Below are 19,880 nucleotides of genomic sequence, written 5' to 3'. Positions count from 1 at the left end.
CTGAAATTTGAAAGCCTGATTTAACAGGCTTTCAACTCTTCATACGCCTTTAACATAATGGCAATATACAGTATTGTCTACAGAGTTATATGTAATGTTGTTCTTTGTCGGAAAACCTTACTCAACACAGCTGTCTGTAAGAATACCGAATCGTTGTTGAAGTATTGGCCCAATCTCTTTAAGCGGGCCTTCGCTTAACATACTATCGTGGGAACAATTAATATCATACAAGGCGATGTTTCCTTCAATATACTCCCCCCATAAGTGCGGATCATAATTAACATTATCGGCTTCGCTATGGCTTTGTAGTGCCCTAAAGAATACGAGGTCACCTTGGAACCGGCTGGGTGAAAATTCGCTGAGCAAATGCGGTGCATCTCGGAACTCGGCAAGAATACGTTCGAAAATATTCTGATCGAGGTTTGCTAATGGATGCTCGATCTCAGACAACCGTTTTTTCAAGCCAACCACGCTAAACTGCCGCTCGTTTTCAGGTGCCGAACCGGTAAATGCCTCAAACATTGCACGCAGGCTTTCCCGATCGGTACGTACCATGTCTCTATAAGTCTTCCACAATGGATAACCATCCATAAAGATCAGGACATTGACCACTTTATTATCCTTTTGCAGCAAGGTGGCTATTTCATGCGCGAGATGGCAGCCGAAAGACCAGCCCAGCAATGAATAAGGCCCCTCTGGCTGGATCTTATAAATATCTGCCAGATAATTTTTCGCCATGTCATAAATCGATGTTGGTACAAGGCCGGTGCTCAACCTGCGTGCCTGAATGCCATAAAGAGGCTGCTGCTCGCCCAGATACGGGATCAACCCCGCATAAGACCAACTCAATCCTCCCCCGGGGTGTAAACAGAACAGCGGCGTTTTTTCGCCAGCCGGTTGCAATGGCAGCATGACATCCAGAATATTGCCACACAGATTGCTTTCAAGACGCAGTGCCAGCAGTGCAACGGTGGGCGATTCAAACAGGTCACGAATAGTCAGTTTCTCATCCAATTCTTTTTCGATACGCGCAATCAGCCGTGCTGCCAGCAGTGAATGCCCTCCCAGTACGAAGAAGCTGTCATCAATGCTGATGTGTCCAACACTCAATAGCTCGCAGAACTGCGCGTAAAGCCATTTCTCGCTTTCAGTCTGTGGTTGGCGTCCTTGCCGCGAACCCAAGTTTAGGTGTGGCAACGCGACAACATCCAACTTGCCGTTGGCGTTTAATGGCAGTTCTGGCAGCAGCATGACCACAGCAGGCACCATAAAATCAGGTAAATGCTCACGCGCATGCTGTTGCAGTAACACCGGTAGATTTTCGGGGCTTGCAAAGGGCACCACATAGGCGACCAATTGTTTATTGCCCGAATGATCCTCACGCGGAATGACCGCCACTTGCTGCACGGCGGTATGCTGCTTCAGCACGACTTCGATTTCCCCCGGTTCAATACGAAAACCACGAATTTTCACCTGCTGATCGCTGCGGCCAACAAAGTTGAGCACGCCATCACGCCGCCATTTCACCACGTCCCCGGTGCGGTACATGCGGCTGCCCGCAGGCCCGAAGGGATCGGCGATAAAGTGTGCCGCACTTTGCCCCGGACGCTTAAAATAGCCACGCGCCAGGCCGCGGCCGGCAATGTATAGTTCCCCTGGTGCACCAACTGGTACCGGCTGTAAAAATTCATCTAATACATAGAGGCTGGTATTATCCAAAGCAGCGCCAATAGGGACGTCTAGATAAGGGGCATCTGTTTTGGTGATGGGGTAATCCGTGGCGTAGGTGGTGGTTTCCGTTGGGCCATAGATATTCATCAATTCAAGATTGGGCCAATGTTCCCGCACCGCCTGCACCGCGCTGGCGGATATCTTTTCACCACCGGTGAATACCTTCTGCAAAAAACCTAGGCATTGCGGATGTTCTTCCGCAATCAGCCTGAATAACCCTGATGTCAGAAATGCGGCGGTTACCTGTTGCTCAACGATGGTCGATGTCAACAGATCCAGATCGAGATCGTCGCCCGGTACGATGACGGCCTGATGGCCGTTAAGCAGAGTGGCCCACAGCTCATAGGTTGAGGCATCAAATGCGTAGGGGGAATGCAATAGAACGCGCTGATGATGCTCGCTGCGCCAGCGCCGATCGAGAGTCAGGGTAATGACGTTATCTTGCGTGGTGGCGATCCCTTTGGGCTGCCCCGTGGAACCTGAGGTAAACATCACGTAGGCCAGATTCTGGGCGCTTACCGGCTCGCTGGCCCACGCAACAGTGTTCTGGCTACTGGCGTTGCCTACAGTTTCCACCTGTAAACCCGCTGGCAAAACCACATGGCTATGTGCATCATCCACCAACGCAACCTGCACCCCGACTTCATCCACTATATGCTGCCAACGTTCCAATGGATCGCTGGTACGCAGCGGCACATAGAACCCTCCGGCCTTAATTACCGCCAATATGGCGATCACGAGCGACGGCGAGCGCTCCATCAGCAATGCAACGCCATGTTCCGCTTTCACGCCAATCTGTTGCAGGCGTTGTGCCAAATCATTTGCGCACTCGTTCAGTTGTGCATAGGTAAGTTGCTTATCACCACAACTCAGAGCAATGTGTTCTGGTGCCGCCGCCGCCTGTTTTTCAAACAGGCTGGCCAGCGACGCCATCGGCACTTTCTGTTCCGTGGCATTCCACTCGATTACCATTTTGCATTGCTGCTCGTCTGTTAACAGTGGAATGTTCGCCACTGGTGTGTCTGGTTTTTCTGCAATGAACGACAGCAATCGAACAAGGTACTGCGCGAGCGCCGCCACCGTATCGCAATCAAACAGATCGACGGCATACTCAATCTGGGCATTGAGTGCACACACCTCGCCATCATCGCTATAGACTTCATCAAAATTGAACGTCAGATCGAATTTGGCAGGGACAAAACCAACCGGCTGCGGCTTCGCCTGCACATTAGCAAATTGCAGGGTGTTATCGCCGTTATTTTGCAATACCAACATTACCTGGAACAACGGATGTCGTGAGGCAGAACGCTCAGGGTTAAGCGCTTCTACCACCCGATCAAAGGGCACATCCTGATTTGCATAGGCAGAAAGCATGAACTCACGCACGCTGGCAAGCAACTGATTAAATTCAGGGTTACCCGCGCAATTTACTCTCAGCACCAGAGTATTGACAAAGAAGCCAATCAAATTGGCCATGGCCTCGTCGGCTCGCCCGGCAACGCCTGTGCCCAGCGTAATATCATCACCTGCCCCCATCCGGCTAAGCATGACGGCGACCCCAGTTTGCAGCAACATAAATAGCGTTACGCCCTCATCACGCGCCAGTTTTTCCAGGCGGCCATAAAGCGCTTGGTCAATCGCATAGCTGATCCGGGCACCTTGTTGGCTCAGTACGGATGGACGCGGGCGATCGGTCGGTAGATACGTTTCCTGAGGCGATCCTGCCAGCGCGCTACGCCAGAATTCGATTTGCTGTGCGCCTCGTGTGGAGGCATCCTGCACATCCTCCAATAGTTGGCGCTGCCATAACGCATAGTCGGCATATTGCACGGTTAATGGCGCCCACTTCACTTCCTGGCCCGCGCAGCGCGCCTGATAGGCCAAAGACAGATCGTTCAGCATTGGCCCTAACGAACCGCCGTCACAGGCAATGTGGTGAATAACCAGCAGCAGCACATGTTCGTTCTGGACCGGTAAGTGGAACAGCCACCCACGCAGCGGCAAATCATTTGCCAGATCGAACCGCCAGGCGGCAGCCTTGTCGATGCTTTCCAGCAGCTCCTCCTGCGTCACATTGCCGATGATCAGAGATGGCACCACGCTATCAGGCGCTAGAATATGCTGATAAGGCTGATCAAGATGCAGAGGATATAGCGTGCGCAGAACTTCATGGCGCTGTACCAGATCGCCCAATGCCTGGCGCAATGCTTCATCATTGAGCGACCCATTCAGCTTCAGGGCAAGCGGCATATTATACGCTGCATGATCGTTGCCAATGTTATCCAACAGCCACATTCGCTGCTGGGCAAAGGAAAGGGGTAAATACGCCTCACGGGCTTGGCGCGTGAGCGTTTCACGGCGTTGAGTGCCCTTTATCGCCAACTGCTCGGCAAACTGTGCCACGGTTGGGTAATCAAACAGTGTGCGGATCGGCAACTCAATGGCTAATACGCTGGATACACGGCTAATCAGGCGCATCACTAACAGCGAGTGGCCGCCCAACGCAAAGAAGTTGTCGTCCATGCTTACCGTTTCCAGCCCTAGCACCTCGGCAAACAACCCTGCCAGAATTTCTTCCTGCGCCGTGCGCGGCTGGCGCCGTCTGCCACCATGGTTGAAGTCTGGTGCCGGTAATGCCCGTTTATCCAGTTTCCCATTGACCGTTAAAGGGAAACGTTCAATCTGAAGGATGGCCGTAGGCACCATATAGTCAGGGAGTTTTGCCGCCACGCGGTGGTACAGTGCCGCCGTGTCAATAGCGGCGTCACTATCGCTGGTGATATACCCCACCAATTGTGGATTGCCAGGCTGATCTTTACGCATCAGCACCACGGCTTGGGTGACCTGCTGGTCATCCACCAGAGCCGCTTCAATTTCCCCCAGCTCAATGCGGAAACCACGTAGTTTCACCTGCTGATCGGCTCGGCCTATATAAATCAGTCCACCTTCTGGTGATCTGAAGGCCAAATCTCCTGAACGGTACATACGGGAACCCGGTTCACCATACGGGTCGGCGACAAAGCGCTCGGCGCTTAACCCCGCGCGGTTCAAGTAACCGCGCGCTAGCCCGGCACCAGCAATGTACATTTCCCCTTCAACACCTATAGGCACGTAGCGTAAAGCGTCATCCAACACATAGATACGCAGATCGGGGATCCCAACACCAATCGGGCTACCCGACTGGCTGCGCATCATTGTCGGAGTCAGAGCTTGATAGCTGACGTGCACGGTTGTTTCGGTAATGCCATACATGTTGATTAATTCAGGCGCTGCCGAATCGTGGCGTTGGTACCAACGTTCAAGCTGGCTGAGATCCAGCGCTTCCCCACCGAATACCACTTTGCGCAGCGTCAGTGGATATTTCTTCTCGCGATCGCTTTGATCCGCTTCTATCAATTGATAGAAGGCAGAGGGCGTCTGGTTTAATACCGTGACTTTCTCTTCGCTCAGTAGCTTGAGGAATGCCTGAGGATCGCGGCTCACCATAAACGGTACGATGACCAGCCGCCCGCCATATAACAATGGCCCCCAGATTTCCCACACTGAAAAATCAAAAGCATACGAATGGAACAGGGTCCAGACGTCATTACGGCCAAAATCGAACCACGATTGCGTTGCTGTAAAGAGCCGTAACACGTTTTCGTGCGGGATCAGCCCCCCTTTCGGGTTCCCCGTAGAGCCAGAGGTGTAAATGATATAGGCCAGGTTTGCCGTACTAACTGGGCGTAAAAGTTCATCGGGTTGAAGATCCCGTTTGCTGAACGGTGCCAGGCGCTGCTGATATTCAGGAATATCAACCACCAAATCAGACGTGGAGCCGCTTAACGTGCCGGCATTTTCTGCGTTGGTGATGATAAGCGTCGGTTTGGCATCTGACACGATAAAACTAAGCCGTTCAGCAGGGTTATGGAGATCCAGTGGTAGATATGCAGCGCCGGCTTTTAATACGGCTAACAACGCAATCAGTGTCTCCATCGAACGTGGCAACGCCAATGCCACGACATCCTCAGCGCCAATGCCGCGGTTCACCAGATAACGAGCCAACTGATTGGCCCGCTGATTAAGTTCGCCATAGCTCAGGCGATCGTTGCCCAAGCTCAGCGCAATCGCATCTGGCATTTCGCTCGCGCGTTTTTCAAACATTCCGTGAAGTGTATCGGCTGGCAATGACGCCAGCACAGGGTAAGGTTGAACCATGGCCTGAACTTCTTGCGCCAACAGCAGCGGTACGCTGCCAATAATCGTCTGCGGATCGTCAATCATGGCATGCAGTATCAGCATAAAGCGTTCGGCCAAGTTTGCCACCGTTTGATCGTCAAACAGGTCTGGCAATGAGCTGAAGCGCAGGGCTAGCGTTTCACCCGGAACCGCCACCAACCCAAGCGGGTAATGCGAGGCATCCCCGCCATGGTGCACCGTTAGCGAGATGTTCAGCGCGGTATCAGATTGCCCACTGCTGCCTTTTATGAGCGGGTAGTTCTCGAACACCATCAAGGTATCAAACAGCTCGCCGTAACCAGCATCCGCCTGGATGGTCGTCAGGTCAAGATATTGGTAATCAAGCAGCCGGGTTTGCTCTGCCTGTAGGCGTTGCAAAAGCGTAGTAAACGTCTCCGCCAGGCTGAACGTCAGGCGTAATGGCACTGTATTGATTAGCAGCCCAACGATGCTTTCCACACCGGGCAATTCACCCGGCCGGCCGGAAACTGTGACGCCGAACACCACATCGCTACGCCCCGTCATCCCCCCCAGCAGCACGCCCCATGCGGCCTGGATCAGTGTATTTGCCGTCACGCCAAGCTGTTTGACGCGTAAGTTCAGCCGCTGCGTGTATACCGCATCCAGATGCTTATGCAACAGATTCGGTTGCAGATTTTCCGTAGTGCGCCCCTTTGCCAAGCAAGTTGGCGCCACCAGGCCACTTAGCGTTTCGCGCCATACGGCGCGCATTTCGTCAACATCACGCGCCGCAATCCATTGCAGATAGTTGCGATAGGGAGTGTCGCCGGCAAGGTACTGCCTTGCACATCGCCCAGATACAGAGTGCATAACTCTTGCAGCAGAATAGGAATTGACCAGCCATCCAGCAACAGGTGATGGTTGGTAAAGACCAGATAATGCTGCTGCGCTGCCAGTTTGACCAGGGTGAATCGCAGCAACGGCGGATCGTGCGGATCAAAGCGCTCATCATAATCGGCCTGTAACAGCGCGGCGAATGCCGGCTGTTGCTGCTCTGGTGATAGATGACTCACATCTACCTCATGCCACGGCAACGGTAACCCCGCTAGGATCAGTTGTACCGGCGTTTCTACGTCTTCGTACTCAAACCCCGCGCACAAGTGCGGGTGACGTTGCAGTAAGGTTGTGACGGCCTGTTTCAGCTTTTGGCTATCTAAAACGCCAGCCAGCTGGAAAACCTGCTGCACCTGATATGCATCGCTGCCTTGGGTATCGTACAGCATATGGAACAACAGACCTTTCTGTAATGGCGATAACGGTAGTATCTCTTTAATTTCCATATTTATTTTTTCTTCTTCCACTTGGCTTGAAGTTTTTCCAAGCTATTCTGTTTAAGCGATAGCATCGTGATGTCCGATGGTGTGAATCCCCCCGCGTCAGGCACCGTAGAAAGCTGTGACATTGCTTTTAGCCAACGGAACCAATGGTTACCCAACACGCTAATGCGCTCTTCAGTGTGCAGCGCTCTGGCCCATGACCAGTTGGAGACCAGAACCGGCCCTTCCGACCGCTCTTCTACCAACGCATTGAGTGAAAGCGCATGAGGGAGCGCAAAATTGTCGTCAGCCGTTGTATCCAGCAGATTCGCCTCTGCGGCCACCTGCCAGTCGCGATCGCCGCCCACAGCCATGCGGCCCAGATAGTTGAAGCCAATCTGGGCCTGCTGTGGCTGTGACAAGACCCGCTGTGTTTGCGGATTCAGATAGCGTAGCAACCCATATCCAAGGCCGTTCGCAGGCACCTGGCGCAACTGCTCTTTAATGCGTTTTAGCGCATGACCTAATGAATAAGGGTCTGCCAGCTGCGTAACGCCCGGTTCGAGCCGCACAGGATACATGTTGGTAAACCAGCCAACAGTGCGCGACAGCTCCGTGCCGGGAAGTTCTTCACGCCCGTGCCCTTCAAGATCCAGCAGGACATCCGTCTGTGAAGTTTGCCGCCAGTCATTAACGGCCAGAGCAAAGGCGCAGAGTAGCACGTCGTTGATACCTGCATGGAAGAGCGCCGGTATCGTCCCCAGCAACGGTTGGGTAAACGCCGCCGGTAACTCGAGCCGCAGTGAGTCGCTGGCCGCAACGGTGTCTTGCATCCCGTCTAACGGGCGGGAAGTCAGCAGCGTATCCGGCTTCGCCAGCACCGTTAGCCAGTGATTCAGTTCGTTACGCCGCGCATTGGCCTCTTGCTGCAATTGATACGCCCACGCACGGAAAGAGGTACCAACCGGCAACAGATCCGGCGTTTTCCCCGCACTCATGGCTGCCCAGATGTTTTGCAAATCCAGCGCTAAAATACGCCAAGAGACACCGTCCACCACCAAGTGGTGAAATACCAACATCAGCCGACCAGGCTGCCCGGCTGATGCGCGGAACCAAACCGCCTGTAGCATTTTGCCCGCCGCCGGATCGAGGCGCTGTTTTGCACGTTGGCTTTCTGCCTTGATGCAGCGTTGCAGTTCCGCCAGCGTGAACGCCTGGCAATCCACAATGCTCAATGCGCCATCCACGATGTCTGACATCATTGGCGGAATGGTCAGCAGGACATCACTGCTCGTGGAGCGATTTGCCACCAAGCGCAAGGCATCGTGCTGCTCTAACAACAGCGTCAGCATCTGCCTGAGTTGTTTCTCATCCAGATGCTCCGGCGTTTGCAGCAACGTTGCCTGGCTGAACCCGTTGATGTTACCGGGGTTTTCCATCAACCAATGAATAATTGGTGTAACGGGTAATTCACCTACCGCGCCAACCCGCGTTTCAGCAACCGTGGTAATGTTCGCCTGCATTTTTCTGGCCAAGGAAGCAACGGTTTTGTGCTCAAAGACTTGGCGTGGTGTGAATATCCAACCCGCCTGGCGCGCACGCGCGACCAGCTGTATCGCGGTAATACTATCACCCCCCATTTCGAAGAAGCTGCCGTCAACATCAACCTGTTCCACGCCCAATAAATCGGCAAAGAGCGTGCAGAGCAGTTGCTCTTGCGTATTGTGCGGGCCACGGTGATGGGGCTGATGGAAATCAGGCGGCGGCAATGCGCGCCGATCGACTTTACCGTTCGGCGTAACCGGAATTGCCGGCAGCATGACGATGGCCACAGGCACCATATATTCCGGCAGGTGGCTACGCAGATATTCGCGTAGTTCTGCGGTATTAACGTCTCCTTCATTCACCACGGCGTAAGCAACCAGTTGGCGAAGCCCCGGCTTATCTTCACGCACGATCACCGTGGCCTGGCTCAGTTGAGGATGCCTCAGCAACAGGGATTCAATTTCACCCAATTCAATACGGAAACCCCTAATCTTGACCTGATGATCCACACGCCCAGCAAACATCAGCTCACCGTTGGTTTGCCAATAGGCGACATCGCCGGTGCGATACATTCGGCTACCTGCCACGCCAAACGGGTTCGCCACAAAGCGTTCCGCTGTTAAATCCGGGCGCCGCACGTAGCCACGGGCTAGGCTTTCACCTGCGATATACAGCTCGCCTTTTACCCCTGGCGCGACCGGTTGCAAACGCTCATCCAGAACATAGACCTGCATGTTGACGATCGGCGTACCGATAGGCGGCGCTTTTCCAGCCACCAACGGTTGGCTCATGGTGACGCAGACCGTGGATTCACTAGGCCCGTAAGCATTGATCATCCGGCGCCCTTGGCCCCAATAGTCGATCAGCTCCGGCTGGCAGGCTTCGCCTGCCACTACCAACGTTTCCAACGCAGGCAATGGCTTACGCGGCATAACCGCCAACCCCACCGGCGGCAACGTGGCATGCGTCACGCCCTGGGCCAGCATCAGTTCATACAGCGGCTCCCCCGGTAACAGCGCATCACGGCCTGCAACGACCAGCGCCGCACCGCTTAACAGTCCCATATTGATATCCCAGAACGAGGCATCGAAGCTCGGTGAAGCAAACTGCAACACGCGGCTTTGCTGCGTGACATGTAATCGCTCGACCATGCTGGCAACCAGGTTGCTGATACCCCGGTGCGTCACCAGAACGCCTTTAGGCAAACCGGTAGAACCAGAGGTATAGATAATGTAGGCCGCATTATCGATGCTCAACTTCCTTGGCAAAGTGATGCTTTCCGCTTGCTGCCGGGCCAATTGTGTATGTAGCGCCGGTTGGTCAATCTGCAAGCTGGAATACTTCGCCCCCAGTTTTTGCACGAACGCAGAATCCGTGATGACCAGCGCAGGCTGCGAGTGTTCCAACATATAATTCAGGCGTTCCTGAGGATAATCAGGATCAAGCGGTAAATATGCTGCGCCAGTTTTCAGCGTAGCAATCAGCGCGATGATAAGATCAACCGAGATCGGGAGTGCGATGGCAATGATGTTTTCTGTGCCAATGCCCCTTTCCATCATCAGATTCGCCAACCGGTTAGCCCGTTGATCCAACTGGCCGTAGGTCAGCCGTTCGCTTTCCCCCAGCAGGGCAGGCGCATCCGGCGTTGCTTTGGCAAGGGCTTCGAATTGCTCGGCAAACGTCTTGGCTGGCAATTGCCGGGTGGTGTTATTCCATTCGTTGACAATCTGCTGGTATTCACGCGCGCTAAATAACTCCAGCTCGTTGATATTACAGCATGTATTGCAACTGATAGCCGCCAGCATATTGGCGAAATAGCCCGCCAGGCGTTCAGCAGTTTCGCCGTCAAACAGGTCGGTAGCATATTCACAGATGCCGTTTAATGAGGTTGGCGTTTCTTCAAAGTTGAAGGTCAAATCAAACTTCGCCACCGGTAGCAACGGTGTGCCAACGCGGGTGTTCAGTCCATCAAAATGGACCTCGCCACAAGCGTTGTTTTGCAATACCAACATCACCTGGAACAGCGGATGGCGCGCCAAGGAACGCTCTGGGTTCAGCGTTTCCACTAGGTTTTCAAACGGCAGATCTTGATGTTCATATGCCTGCAATGCGCTATCGCGCACGCGCGCCAGCAATTGATCAAAGGTCGGATTTCCAGAAACATCGGTGCGCAGCACCAATGTATTGGTGAAAAAGCCGATTAGAGGTTCCAACGCTTCATCGGTACGGCCAGCAATAGCCACACCCAGTGGAATGTCATGACCAGCGCCTAACCGGCTCAGCAGCACCGCCAAGGCCGCCTGCAACACCATAAACAGGCTCGCATTCTGCTGCCTTGCTAGCTCAAGCAAGCGTGCATAGACCTCTGGATCAACTTCAAAACGCCATTGCCCACCTTGATAGCTTGAGCTTTGTGGCCGTGGCCTGTCGGTTGGCAACTGCAACTCTTCCGGCAGTCCATGCAGCACTTCGCTCCAATACGCCAATTGGTGACTTTGCAGGCTGCCCGTATCACGGGGATCGCCCAACAGTTCGTGTTGCCACAGAGTGTAATCGGCATACTGCACCTGAAGTGGCGCCCAGTTCGGCGCTTGCCCCTGCAACCGAGCATGATACGCCAGCGCCAGATCACGCAGCAGAGGAACAAGCGATGCCCCGTCGCTGGCGATATGGTGCATCAGGAATAAAAGCACATGATGATGCGGTTCAACATGGAACAGCAAAGCCCGGCAGGGGTTTTCATTCGCTAAATCAAAGATATATCCTGATGCTGCCAACACCTCTTCATCTAAATTCTCAGCAAGGACGTGGTGCAGTGTCAGTTCGCACTGCGCGTCTTCCCCGCACGCAATCTGCTGATAAACGTTACCATCCGACAGCTCCTGAAAGCGTGTGCGCAGGCTTTCATGGCGTTCCACCACATCATTCAACGCTGCTGCCATGGCAGGAACGCTCAATTCCCCCTGCAACTCCAGCGTCAACGGCATGTTATAAAGGGATTTACCCCCTTCAATGCGGTCAACCATCCATAGCCGGCACTGGGCCGCAGACAACGGCAAGCGTTCTGGCCTTGGTTTCACCTGCAACGCTGGGCGCAGTGTGCTCCCTTGCCCCAAGCGCTGCACAAACTGCGCTACCGTTGGTGCTTCAAACAGATCGCGGATGCTGAGGTTCACTTTTAGCGCTTTGCGAACATGGCTGACAAAGCGCGATGCCAGCAGGGAATGACCACCCAGATCGAAGAAATTATCGTCGATGCCAACTTGGAGCAAACCGAGGACCTCGGCAAACAAATGGCACAGTTTGCTTTCCTGCTCATTGCGTGCGGTTCGTCCGTAGCCAACGTTGAATTCTGGAACGGGTAACACGCGCATATCGACTTTCCCGTTGGCAGTCAGCGGGAATCTCTCTACTACGCTCACAACTGCCGGCACCATAAAGTCTGGCAACCGGGCGCTCAGCGTTTGTCGCAGCAATGTTGGTTCACACTGTCCAGTTTTTTCGGCAATGACATACGCAGCCAGCTGTTTATTTCCTTTTTGCGGTTCGAAAATGCACACAAGCGCCTGGGCAACGCCTTCCAGCTCCAGCAATGCCGCCTCTATCTCGGCAAGCTCGATGCGGAAACCGCGTATTTTGACCTGCTGATCGCCGCGGTTTAGGTACTCCAGAACCCCTTCCTGCCGCCAACGAACCCAATCGCCAGAACGGTACATGCGATCGCCACTGCTGCCGAAAGGATTAGCAATAAAGTGTGATGCCGTCAGGCCAGGCTGGTTAAGATAGCCGTGCGCAAGCCCAGTACCGGCAATATACAACTCGCCTGAAACGCCGACAGGCACGGGTTGCAGGTAGGTATCAAGCACATACACTTGCATATTGTCCAACGGCATACCGATAGGCACCGAAGCGCTGCCCGGTACGCTATGCATAGCATAAGTTGTTGCAAAGGTGGTGGTTTCGGTTGGCCCGTAGCCATTCATCATTACCAGCCCAGGGCAGTGCCGCATAACGGTTTCGATAGAGGATTTTGGCAATACATCGCCACCGGCAAGTAACAGGCGCACACTGGCCAGGGAAGAGGCATGGTCTTCCGCCATCAGCCGGAACAGACCAACCGTTAGCCACAGAGCAGTTATTTTTTCATTGGCGATGGTCTGCGCCAGCACATCGATATCCAGCTCACCCTTTGGCACCACCACTAATTGCCCACCGCACAATAGCGGCACCCAAAACTCGTAGGTCGAGGCATCAAACGCAGCGGGGGAATGCAGCAGCACACGCTGATGATCTTCCGGCAACCATCGGCGATCGCAGGCTAGCGCTATAACGCTTTCTTGGTTTACCGCAATGCCTTTCGGTTTACCAGTCGACCCAGAGGTATACATAATGTAAGCAAGGCTGGAAGGTCCGGCGTTGGTTGCAGGGTTGATTTTTGGCCAGCGTTTCCCAGCGGAATCGGCCACGTTGCATATCACAAAGCGCGCCGTTGGCAGATGGTGATCGACATCGGTAATCAATACCGCTGCACCTGCGTCATCCAGCATCATTTGCTGCCGTTCCAGAGGATCGCTGGCACGCAATGGCAGATAGGCCGCCCCAGCCTTGATCACCGCCAACGTGGCAATGACCTGATCGATCGAATGCGCCATGAGCAACCCGACGCAAAACGCTTCCTCCCCAGTAAGTTCGCGTAACCGGTGTGCAAGGCGATTGGCCGCGATGTTTAACTGAGCATAGGTTAACGTTTTACTGCCTTCGCTAACAGCGATAGCGTTTGGTGAACGGGCAGCCTGCTGTTCAAACAATACACCCAACGACAGGTTTGGCAATTCTACGAGCGTATTGTTCCAAGTTTTGAGCAGTTGTTGACGTTCAAACGTATTTAACAGGCAAATTTCACTCATTTTTTCAGTGGGCCTGTTTGCCATGATGTTCAATACACTGAATAAGCGGTCTACAAATCCCGCAACGGTTTGCGCATCGTATAGGTCCGTCGCAAATTCAATATGTCCTTTTAAAAGGCTTTGTTGTGCATCCTCTTTGAAAACAAACAGGAGATCAAACTTTGCCGTTTTAGTCAATAATTCCTGTTGCTCAATACGTAACGGCAAAAAGATATTGCCCAACGAAAATTCCTCTTCCAGTACCATCATAACTTGAAATAATGGGTGCTTAGACGCGGAACGATGTGGGGTTAAAAATTCGACAATTTGCTCAAAAGGCAAATCCTGATACATATAAGCATCAAGTACTGTTCTACGAACCTGTGCTATCAGGGAGACAAAATCAGGATTATCAGAAAGATTGGTACGTAATACCAATGTATTGGAAAAAAGGCCAATTAGTGGCATTTGAGCTTCATCTGTACGGCCCAAAACGGGAGTGCCTACCGATATATCATCACCGGCCCCCATTCGATGAAGCAGCACAGCAAGAGCCGTTTTTAGAACCATGAACAGACTGGCTTCCGCTTGTAAAGCCAGGCGTTTTAGACCCTGATATATATCCGGAGGAACTGAGAATTTATAGCAATCACCTTTGTTACTTGGCTTCGTGGGCCTGGGTTGCACACTAGCTATTGTTACCTCTTCTGGCAATAATGCTAGCTGGTTACACCAGTAATGCTTTTGTTTCGCATACAAACCTACCGATTTTTGCTCATCAGATAGTAATATATGTTGCCATAATGTGTAATCTGCATATTGCACTGGCAAAGGCGGCAGTGAAGAATTTTCTCCTTTCAAGTGAGCCTGATAGTAATGGCTCAAATCATGTAGTAGGGGGGAGATAGAACCACCATCTCCCGCAGTGTGATGGATTAATAGCAAGAATATATGCTGCTCGGGTTTTATCCGATACAACCAAGCTTTAATAGGCAATTCTTTATCAAGCCTGAAGATATAACCAGCCTGCTGAGTTAACTCTCTTGTAATTTGAGACTCATCCAACTCGTGAGCATGCAATGAGAACGAGATTTCTTCCGTCGATACAATATATTGGCATGGTATATCATCCTGTAGGGTCAGATAAGTACGCAAACTTTCGTGCCGTTTCACTACATCAGACAGCGCTGCTGAAAGTGCGATGGTATCCAATTCACCATAGATGCGTAATGCCATAGGCATATTATATGCACTGCTCTCATTAATCTGTCCCTGTAACCACAGACGTTGTTGGGCAAATGACATTGGCAAGATATTGGGTCGCGACTGGGGGGTCAGTTTTTCTCGTAGAGAATATTTTTTGTCTGTGTCAGCTATAACCTTGGAAAGCTCTTTAACCGTTGGAGATTCAAAAATAGCTTTTAGAGGTAATTCAATATCTAACTGAATGCGTAAACGAATAAGTAACTGTATTGCTAGTAGAGAATTTCCACCAAGATTGAAGAAGCTATCATTAATACCTATCGACTCAAATCCTAAAACCTCCTCAAAGATTTTGCATAAGATTTTTTCCTGGGATGATTCTGGTAAAACTCGCTCACCTGACTTGAATATTGGTTCTAGCAAAGCGTGGCGGTCTATTTTACCATTCGGCATCAGTGGAAAACTATCCACTATCATAATAACTGCCGGCAGCATATAGTCAGGTAGATGTTTTTTCAACCATTTATTTAATTCTTCCGACGAGCAAGAATTGGGTTTGCGCAAAACAATATAGGCTACCAAATATTTGTTGCTGATACTTTCTTTTCCGTAAGCAATGACTAGCGCATTCTTTATTAATGGTGATTTCAGGAATGTATTTTCAATTTCTCCCAACTCAATTCGATAACCACGAATTTTTACTTGATTATCGACACGCCCCAAGAAATTGACATTCATATCACTTCCCCAGCAAGCCAGATCGCCGGTACGATACATACGCTGCCCAGCGGTTCCAAAAGGATTTGCGACAAATCGCTCGCTGGTCATAGCGGGGAGGTCTAAATAGCCAAGAGCCAATCCATCACCTGCTATATATAGTTCTCCGGGATATCCTACTGGCACAGGCTGAAGAGCCGTATCAAGGATATAGATCTGTGTATTTAGTATTGGTAAACCAATAGAATTTGGCTGCACAGACTTTGCCGTCAGTTCATGTAAAGTAGACCAAATGGTGGTTTCAGTAGGACCATAAACTTGAATGACTCTATGTGCTAGAGACACCATACGTTCAGCCAGATTCTTAGGCAACGAATCACCACCAACGATTGCGGTGAGGTTACTCAATGAGTTTGGCTGATACTCAACCAATCCTTGCCACAAAGCGGGCGTGCCTTGCAAATGAGTTATGTTATTTCGGACGATTTCCGATGCCAATAGATTAGGATCCCGTGTAGTGTCATGAGACGCTAACGCTATTGAAGCTCCATTAACTAATGGTAAGAATATTTCCAAACCTGCGATGTCAAAACCAATCGTTGTAACAGCGAGTATTCGGTTGCTAGGTTTTATTTGCAGTGACATTTGCATTGCGTAAAGAAAATTAGTAAGCGAATGGTGTGTAATCACTACTCCCTTAGGATTCCCTGTCGATCCTGATGTAAACAAGATATACGCAGCTTGATTAGCAGTAGTGACTACTCTAATAGGGTTGTGAATTGATTGAGAATTGATTAATAAGGAGATATTGATATCATCTAATTGTATCTGAAGAGCATCTAAACAAAAGTTAAAATTAACATTAATTGACGTCAATACAATTTTCGGTTTTGCGGTTTCAATAATATATTTCAAACGCTCTTCAGGATAATCAGGATCTAACGGTATATATGTTGCACCTATCTTCGATATAGCTAACAATGCTACAATTAAATCAACGGTCCGAGGTAATAGTAACGCTACGGTGTCATTAGGGAGAAAATGTTGACTTAATAAATAATGACCCAGCTTGTTTGATCTTTCATTAAGTTGAGCGTAAGTTAAAGAAATATCCCCACAATATAACGCTGATTTATTTGGGGATTTTTTTACTTGATCTTCAAAACGATCAGCAAGTGTTAACGAAGGGATTGATGCCAGAGTTTTATTATTAATAATTTCTAAATTTCTATATTCATTATCATTTAGCAATAACAACGAACCAATGGTAGCATCTTGATTTGTTAACAAATCATAAAAAACTTTCAACATCCGAGAGGTATGTTCAGACAACTGTTCTGGAGAATACAACTCACTATTTGCATCAAATCCAAGGGTCAAAGGAACTTCTTTATTATAATCAAAGAAAAAAATGTTGAGATCAGAAACAGGTCCATTTGCAATATTGCAAGGTAGTATTTTACTTTGATGAAAATATCCACCATTATCAAAGCTTTCAACGTTTATACTTATTCGATATAATGATTCACCACTATTAATTATTTTTAAATCACGACACAGATCTTCATATCTATATTTTTGATGACGTAAGACCGTCATGATTTGTCTTGCTGCTCTGGCTAAAACCGTCTTCAAATTCAAATCTGGCGAGAGTATTAATCGCATTGGAAGTATATTTGCCATCAATCCTGGTATAATACGTTCTTTCCTTCCAAGCCTTCCTGTTACTGGTAAACCGACTATGACTTCAGAAAGTCCTGTCATGCGATGCAAGTAAACGCAAGTTATGGCAATAAGCAAGTTAGGTAATGTGCAATTCATTTCTTTTGATTTTTTATGCAGCAGGTCAGTTAATTCATAACCCAAACTCACACGATGACGTATTATAGTTCTTAAAGGAGGAGCTATTCGATTCGCTAGGCTAGGCTAGCAGGGGCAGGAATATCAGCAAATAGATTTAACCAGTAATCACGGTCACAAATAAATCTGGAAGAATTATGATAATCAATATCACCATCAATAAGTTCCTTAAATTTACCGAATGGTGAAGGAGGAGGAGAACCATCAATAAAAGAAGCATTATATAAACTTATGACACGTTGAATAATGAGTGATGCCCCCAAACCATCCATAACTATATGATGATAACAGTGGAAATACAAAAATTTATTTTCTGCTATTTTTATTAGTAATATTTCGAATGGAAGCTTCTCACAAATATCAAAAGATTGCTCCGTTCTTGCCATTAAGAAATTTTTAGCTTTCTGGAGTGCAATTTCCTCTCGAAAATCGCTGTAATCAATAATTTTTGGTTCATAGTTATTTATAGAAAAAAACTTCTGTTTAATACAATTATCAAATTTATAAAAACGAGAGTGTAAAGCCTCAGCTTCTTCTACTGTTTTTCTAACCGCCTCAGAAAAATATTCAACATTTATATAACCATCAATTATAAAATATTCGCTTATATTATTTATTGACTTATTTTCTATAATTTCGTTGAATGACCAAATTCCGAACTGCGCAGATGTTAAATTACAATACCCATCCTTATTCATATATAGTTCTGCCTTAGCTACAAATGTTATAGGGATAATGTTTTTGTTTGGTGGTTTCGCATAGTAAGCGCAACATAATTAAGCTACGAGTAAACAAGTTCGTATCCCTTTAAATAGTCCATTTGGGGTTTTGTCACCATGAGTCTTTCGGGGACGATTATTTAGTTCTAAACCGTTATCAAACGTCATTGTTTTAACCATTTGTTTTAACGGGTATAAAGCCCTCACTGTGTCTTCAGCTACTTCTGATGCTTGTTTTCCGTTCAGTTTGATAATGATTATATAGAGTGTCTTACGTTCAACCAGCGTTGATAATACACTTTTTTTATCTTTTCCTATTATCACATCACCTTCCCAATCACCAATTCATGCTTTTTTATCAACGATTTCTGGGCGTTCATTAATACTGACTTTGTTTTTAATTTTTCCCCTTCTTTCATAACAGCCATACCGTTTACGATACGGTTTACTGGCAATTCTGAGATATTGCCATAAGTCACCTCTATCCATTTGATCTTTATAAATCAATCTATAAATGGTCTCATGATGCAAGGATATCCCTTCATACTTCCTTAGATAGTCAACCACTTGTTCAGGACTTAAATCTTGACAAATTAGCTGCTTTATCCATTCTTTTATTTCTTTGGTCACTTTTGTGACTTTCTTGGCAAAATAACGGCAAGATCCCCTGAAGATGAGCCTGTTTCGGACAATATTCTTTTACTTTCTGATTTTTTTCAACTCTCTGCTACTGGTTGATAAGTTTCGATTAAGTGATTGAGCAATGAAACGTTGTGAAAGACCCGCTTTTTTTAAACTAAAAATCGGGTATCTTTCTGCTTCGGTCAGCTGTTTATAGGTCATAGTGCATTTTCCTGTGGCGGGAAATATGCCTACTATAGTAACTGACCACCCTTCTGAAAAATTGCACTTATTAGTCGAATCCGCCTTTTCTAATTTATTTCACTGCAAACTTTTCAGCCTCATATCTTTCCAATTACTCTCTACAAAACCCAAACAATTCTCACGTTTTTCTGGTCCGTAGATAACTTGCCAACCAGCAGGTACTGCGATGAATACAGGCCATAACGAGTGTTGATTTTCATCATTTATTAATACAAAGAAATCAAGAAATTCATTTTCAAATGGATTGCTCAAAACATAAATCCTCAGCTTAGTTCATGATTTAAAAAATATTATGTATTAACTTTGACAAGTCAATAAAAAATATTTGTTTCGTGACAAAAGCCACATTTATGATTATTTTATATTTTAAAAAAGTTGAAGTACACAATGAAATAACACACTCACTGTAAAGACAAATATTGAATAAGATATTATTCGCATCATATAATCTAGTGATTAATTTTATTTTTTATGATTAATTGGATTAAGGAGAGCATAAAAAACGTTGGGTATTATTCTATACTGTAATCGCTTCGGTTAGATGGTTTTTTGTTTCTTCTCCCAATTTTACTCCCGGATACCAACGCTCAAATTGAGCCTCTAGCTCACCGTTTAATACGGCCGTTCGCGTTTGCAATAAATAATGAGCGCCTTATTAACTCCATTGCATTTGTTGCTGATAAAGCCTCTTTTTATCTCTCTATACTTTGATCAGTTGATCTGACTCTGATGTAGGAATAACACATGTTTCCCTTGGCAATTAACTTTTGGTCGGTTAAATCTAACTGCACCGAGAGCATCTATGAAAGGACGGATATCTCTGGTTGTCGTAGTCTCAT

General features: G+C 48.6%; 1 protein-coding gene and 3 pseudogenes. All 4 read right to left on the bottom strand.

From position 1 onward, the window contains the following. Positions 1 to 117 precede the first annotated feature (117 nt). A pseudogene (gene pttC, locus D3222_RS05145) lies at positions 118 to 7,271 on the bottom strand (phototemtide A non-ribosomal peptide synthetase PttC). Continuing rightward, positions 7,253 to 18,135 (bottom strand): annotated as a pseudogene (gene pttB / locus D3222_RS05135) (phototemtide A non-ribosomal peptide synthetase PttB). Before pttB ends, pttC begins: the two co-directional pseudogenes overlap by 19 nt. A 78-nt stretch (positions 18,136 to 18,213) precedes the next feature. Continuing rightward, positions 18,214 to 18,999, bottom strand: a pseudogene (locus D3222_RS05125) (IS30 family transposase). 99 nt (positions 19,000 to 19,098) lie between these two features. Then, positions 19,099 to 19,302: a phototemtide A NRPS accessory protein PttA gene (pttA, locus tag D3222_RS05120; RefSeq protein ID WP_232832414.1), complete on the bottom strand. Its 204-nt coding sequence runs from the start codon at positions 19,300 to 19,302 to the stop codon at positions 19,099 to 19,101. Positions 19,303 to 19,880: the final 578 nt, after the last annotated feature.

This window comes from Photorhabdus sp. CRCIA-P01 (assembly GCF_003545805.1).
In the GTDB taxonomy this organism is placed as follows: domain Bacteria; phylum Pseudomonadota; class Gammaproteobacteria; order Enterobacterales; family Enterobacteriaceae; genus Photorhabdus; species Photorhabdus antumapuensis.
Note: the sequence above shows the minus strand (reverse complement) of the source record. Positions and strands in the feature narration are given on the sequence as shown.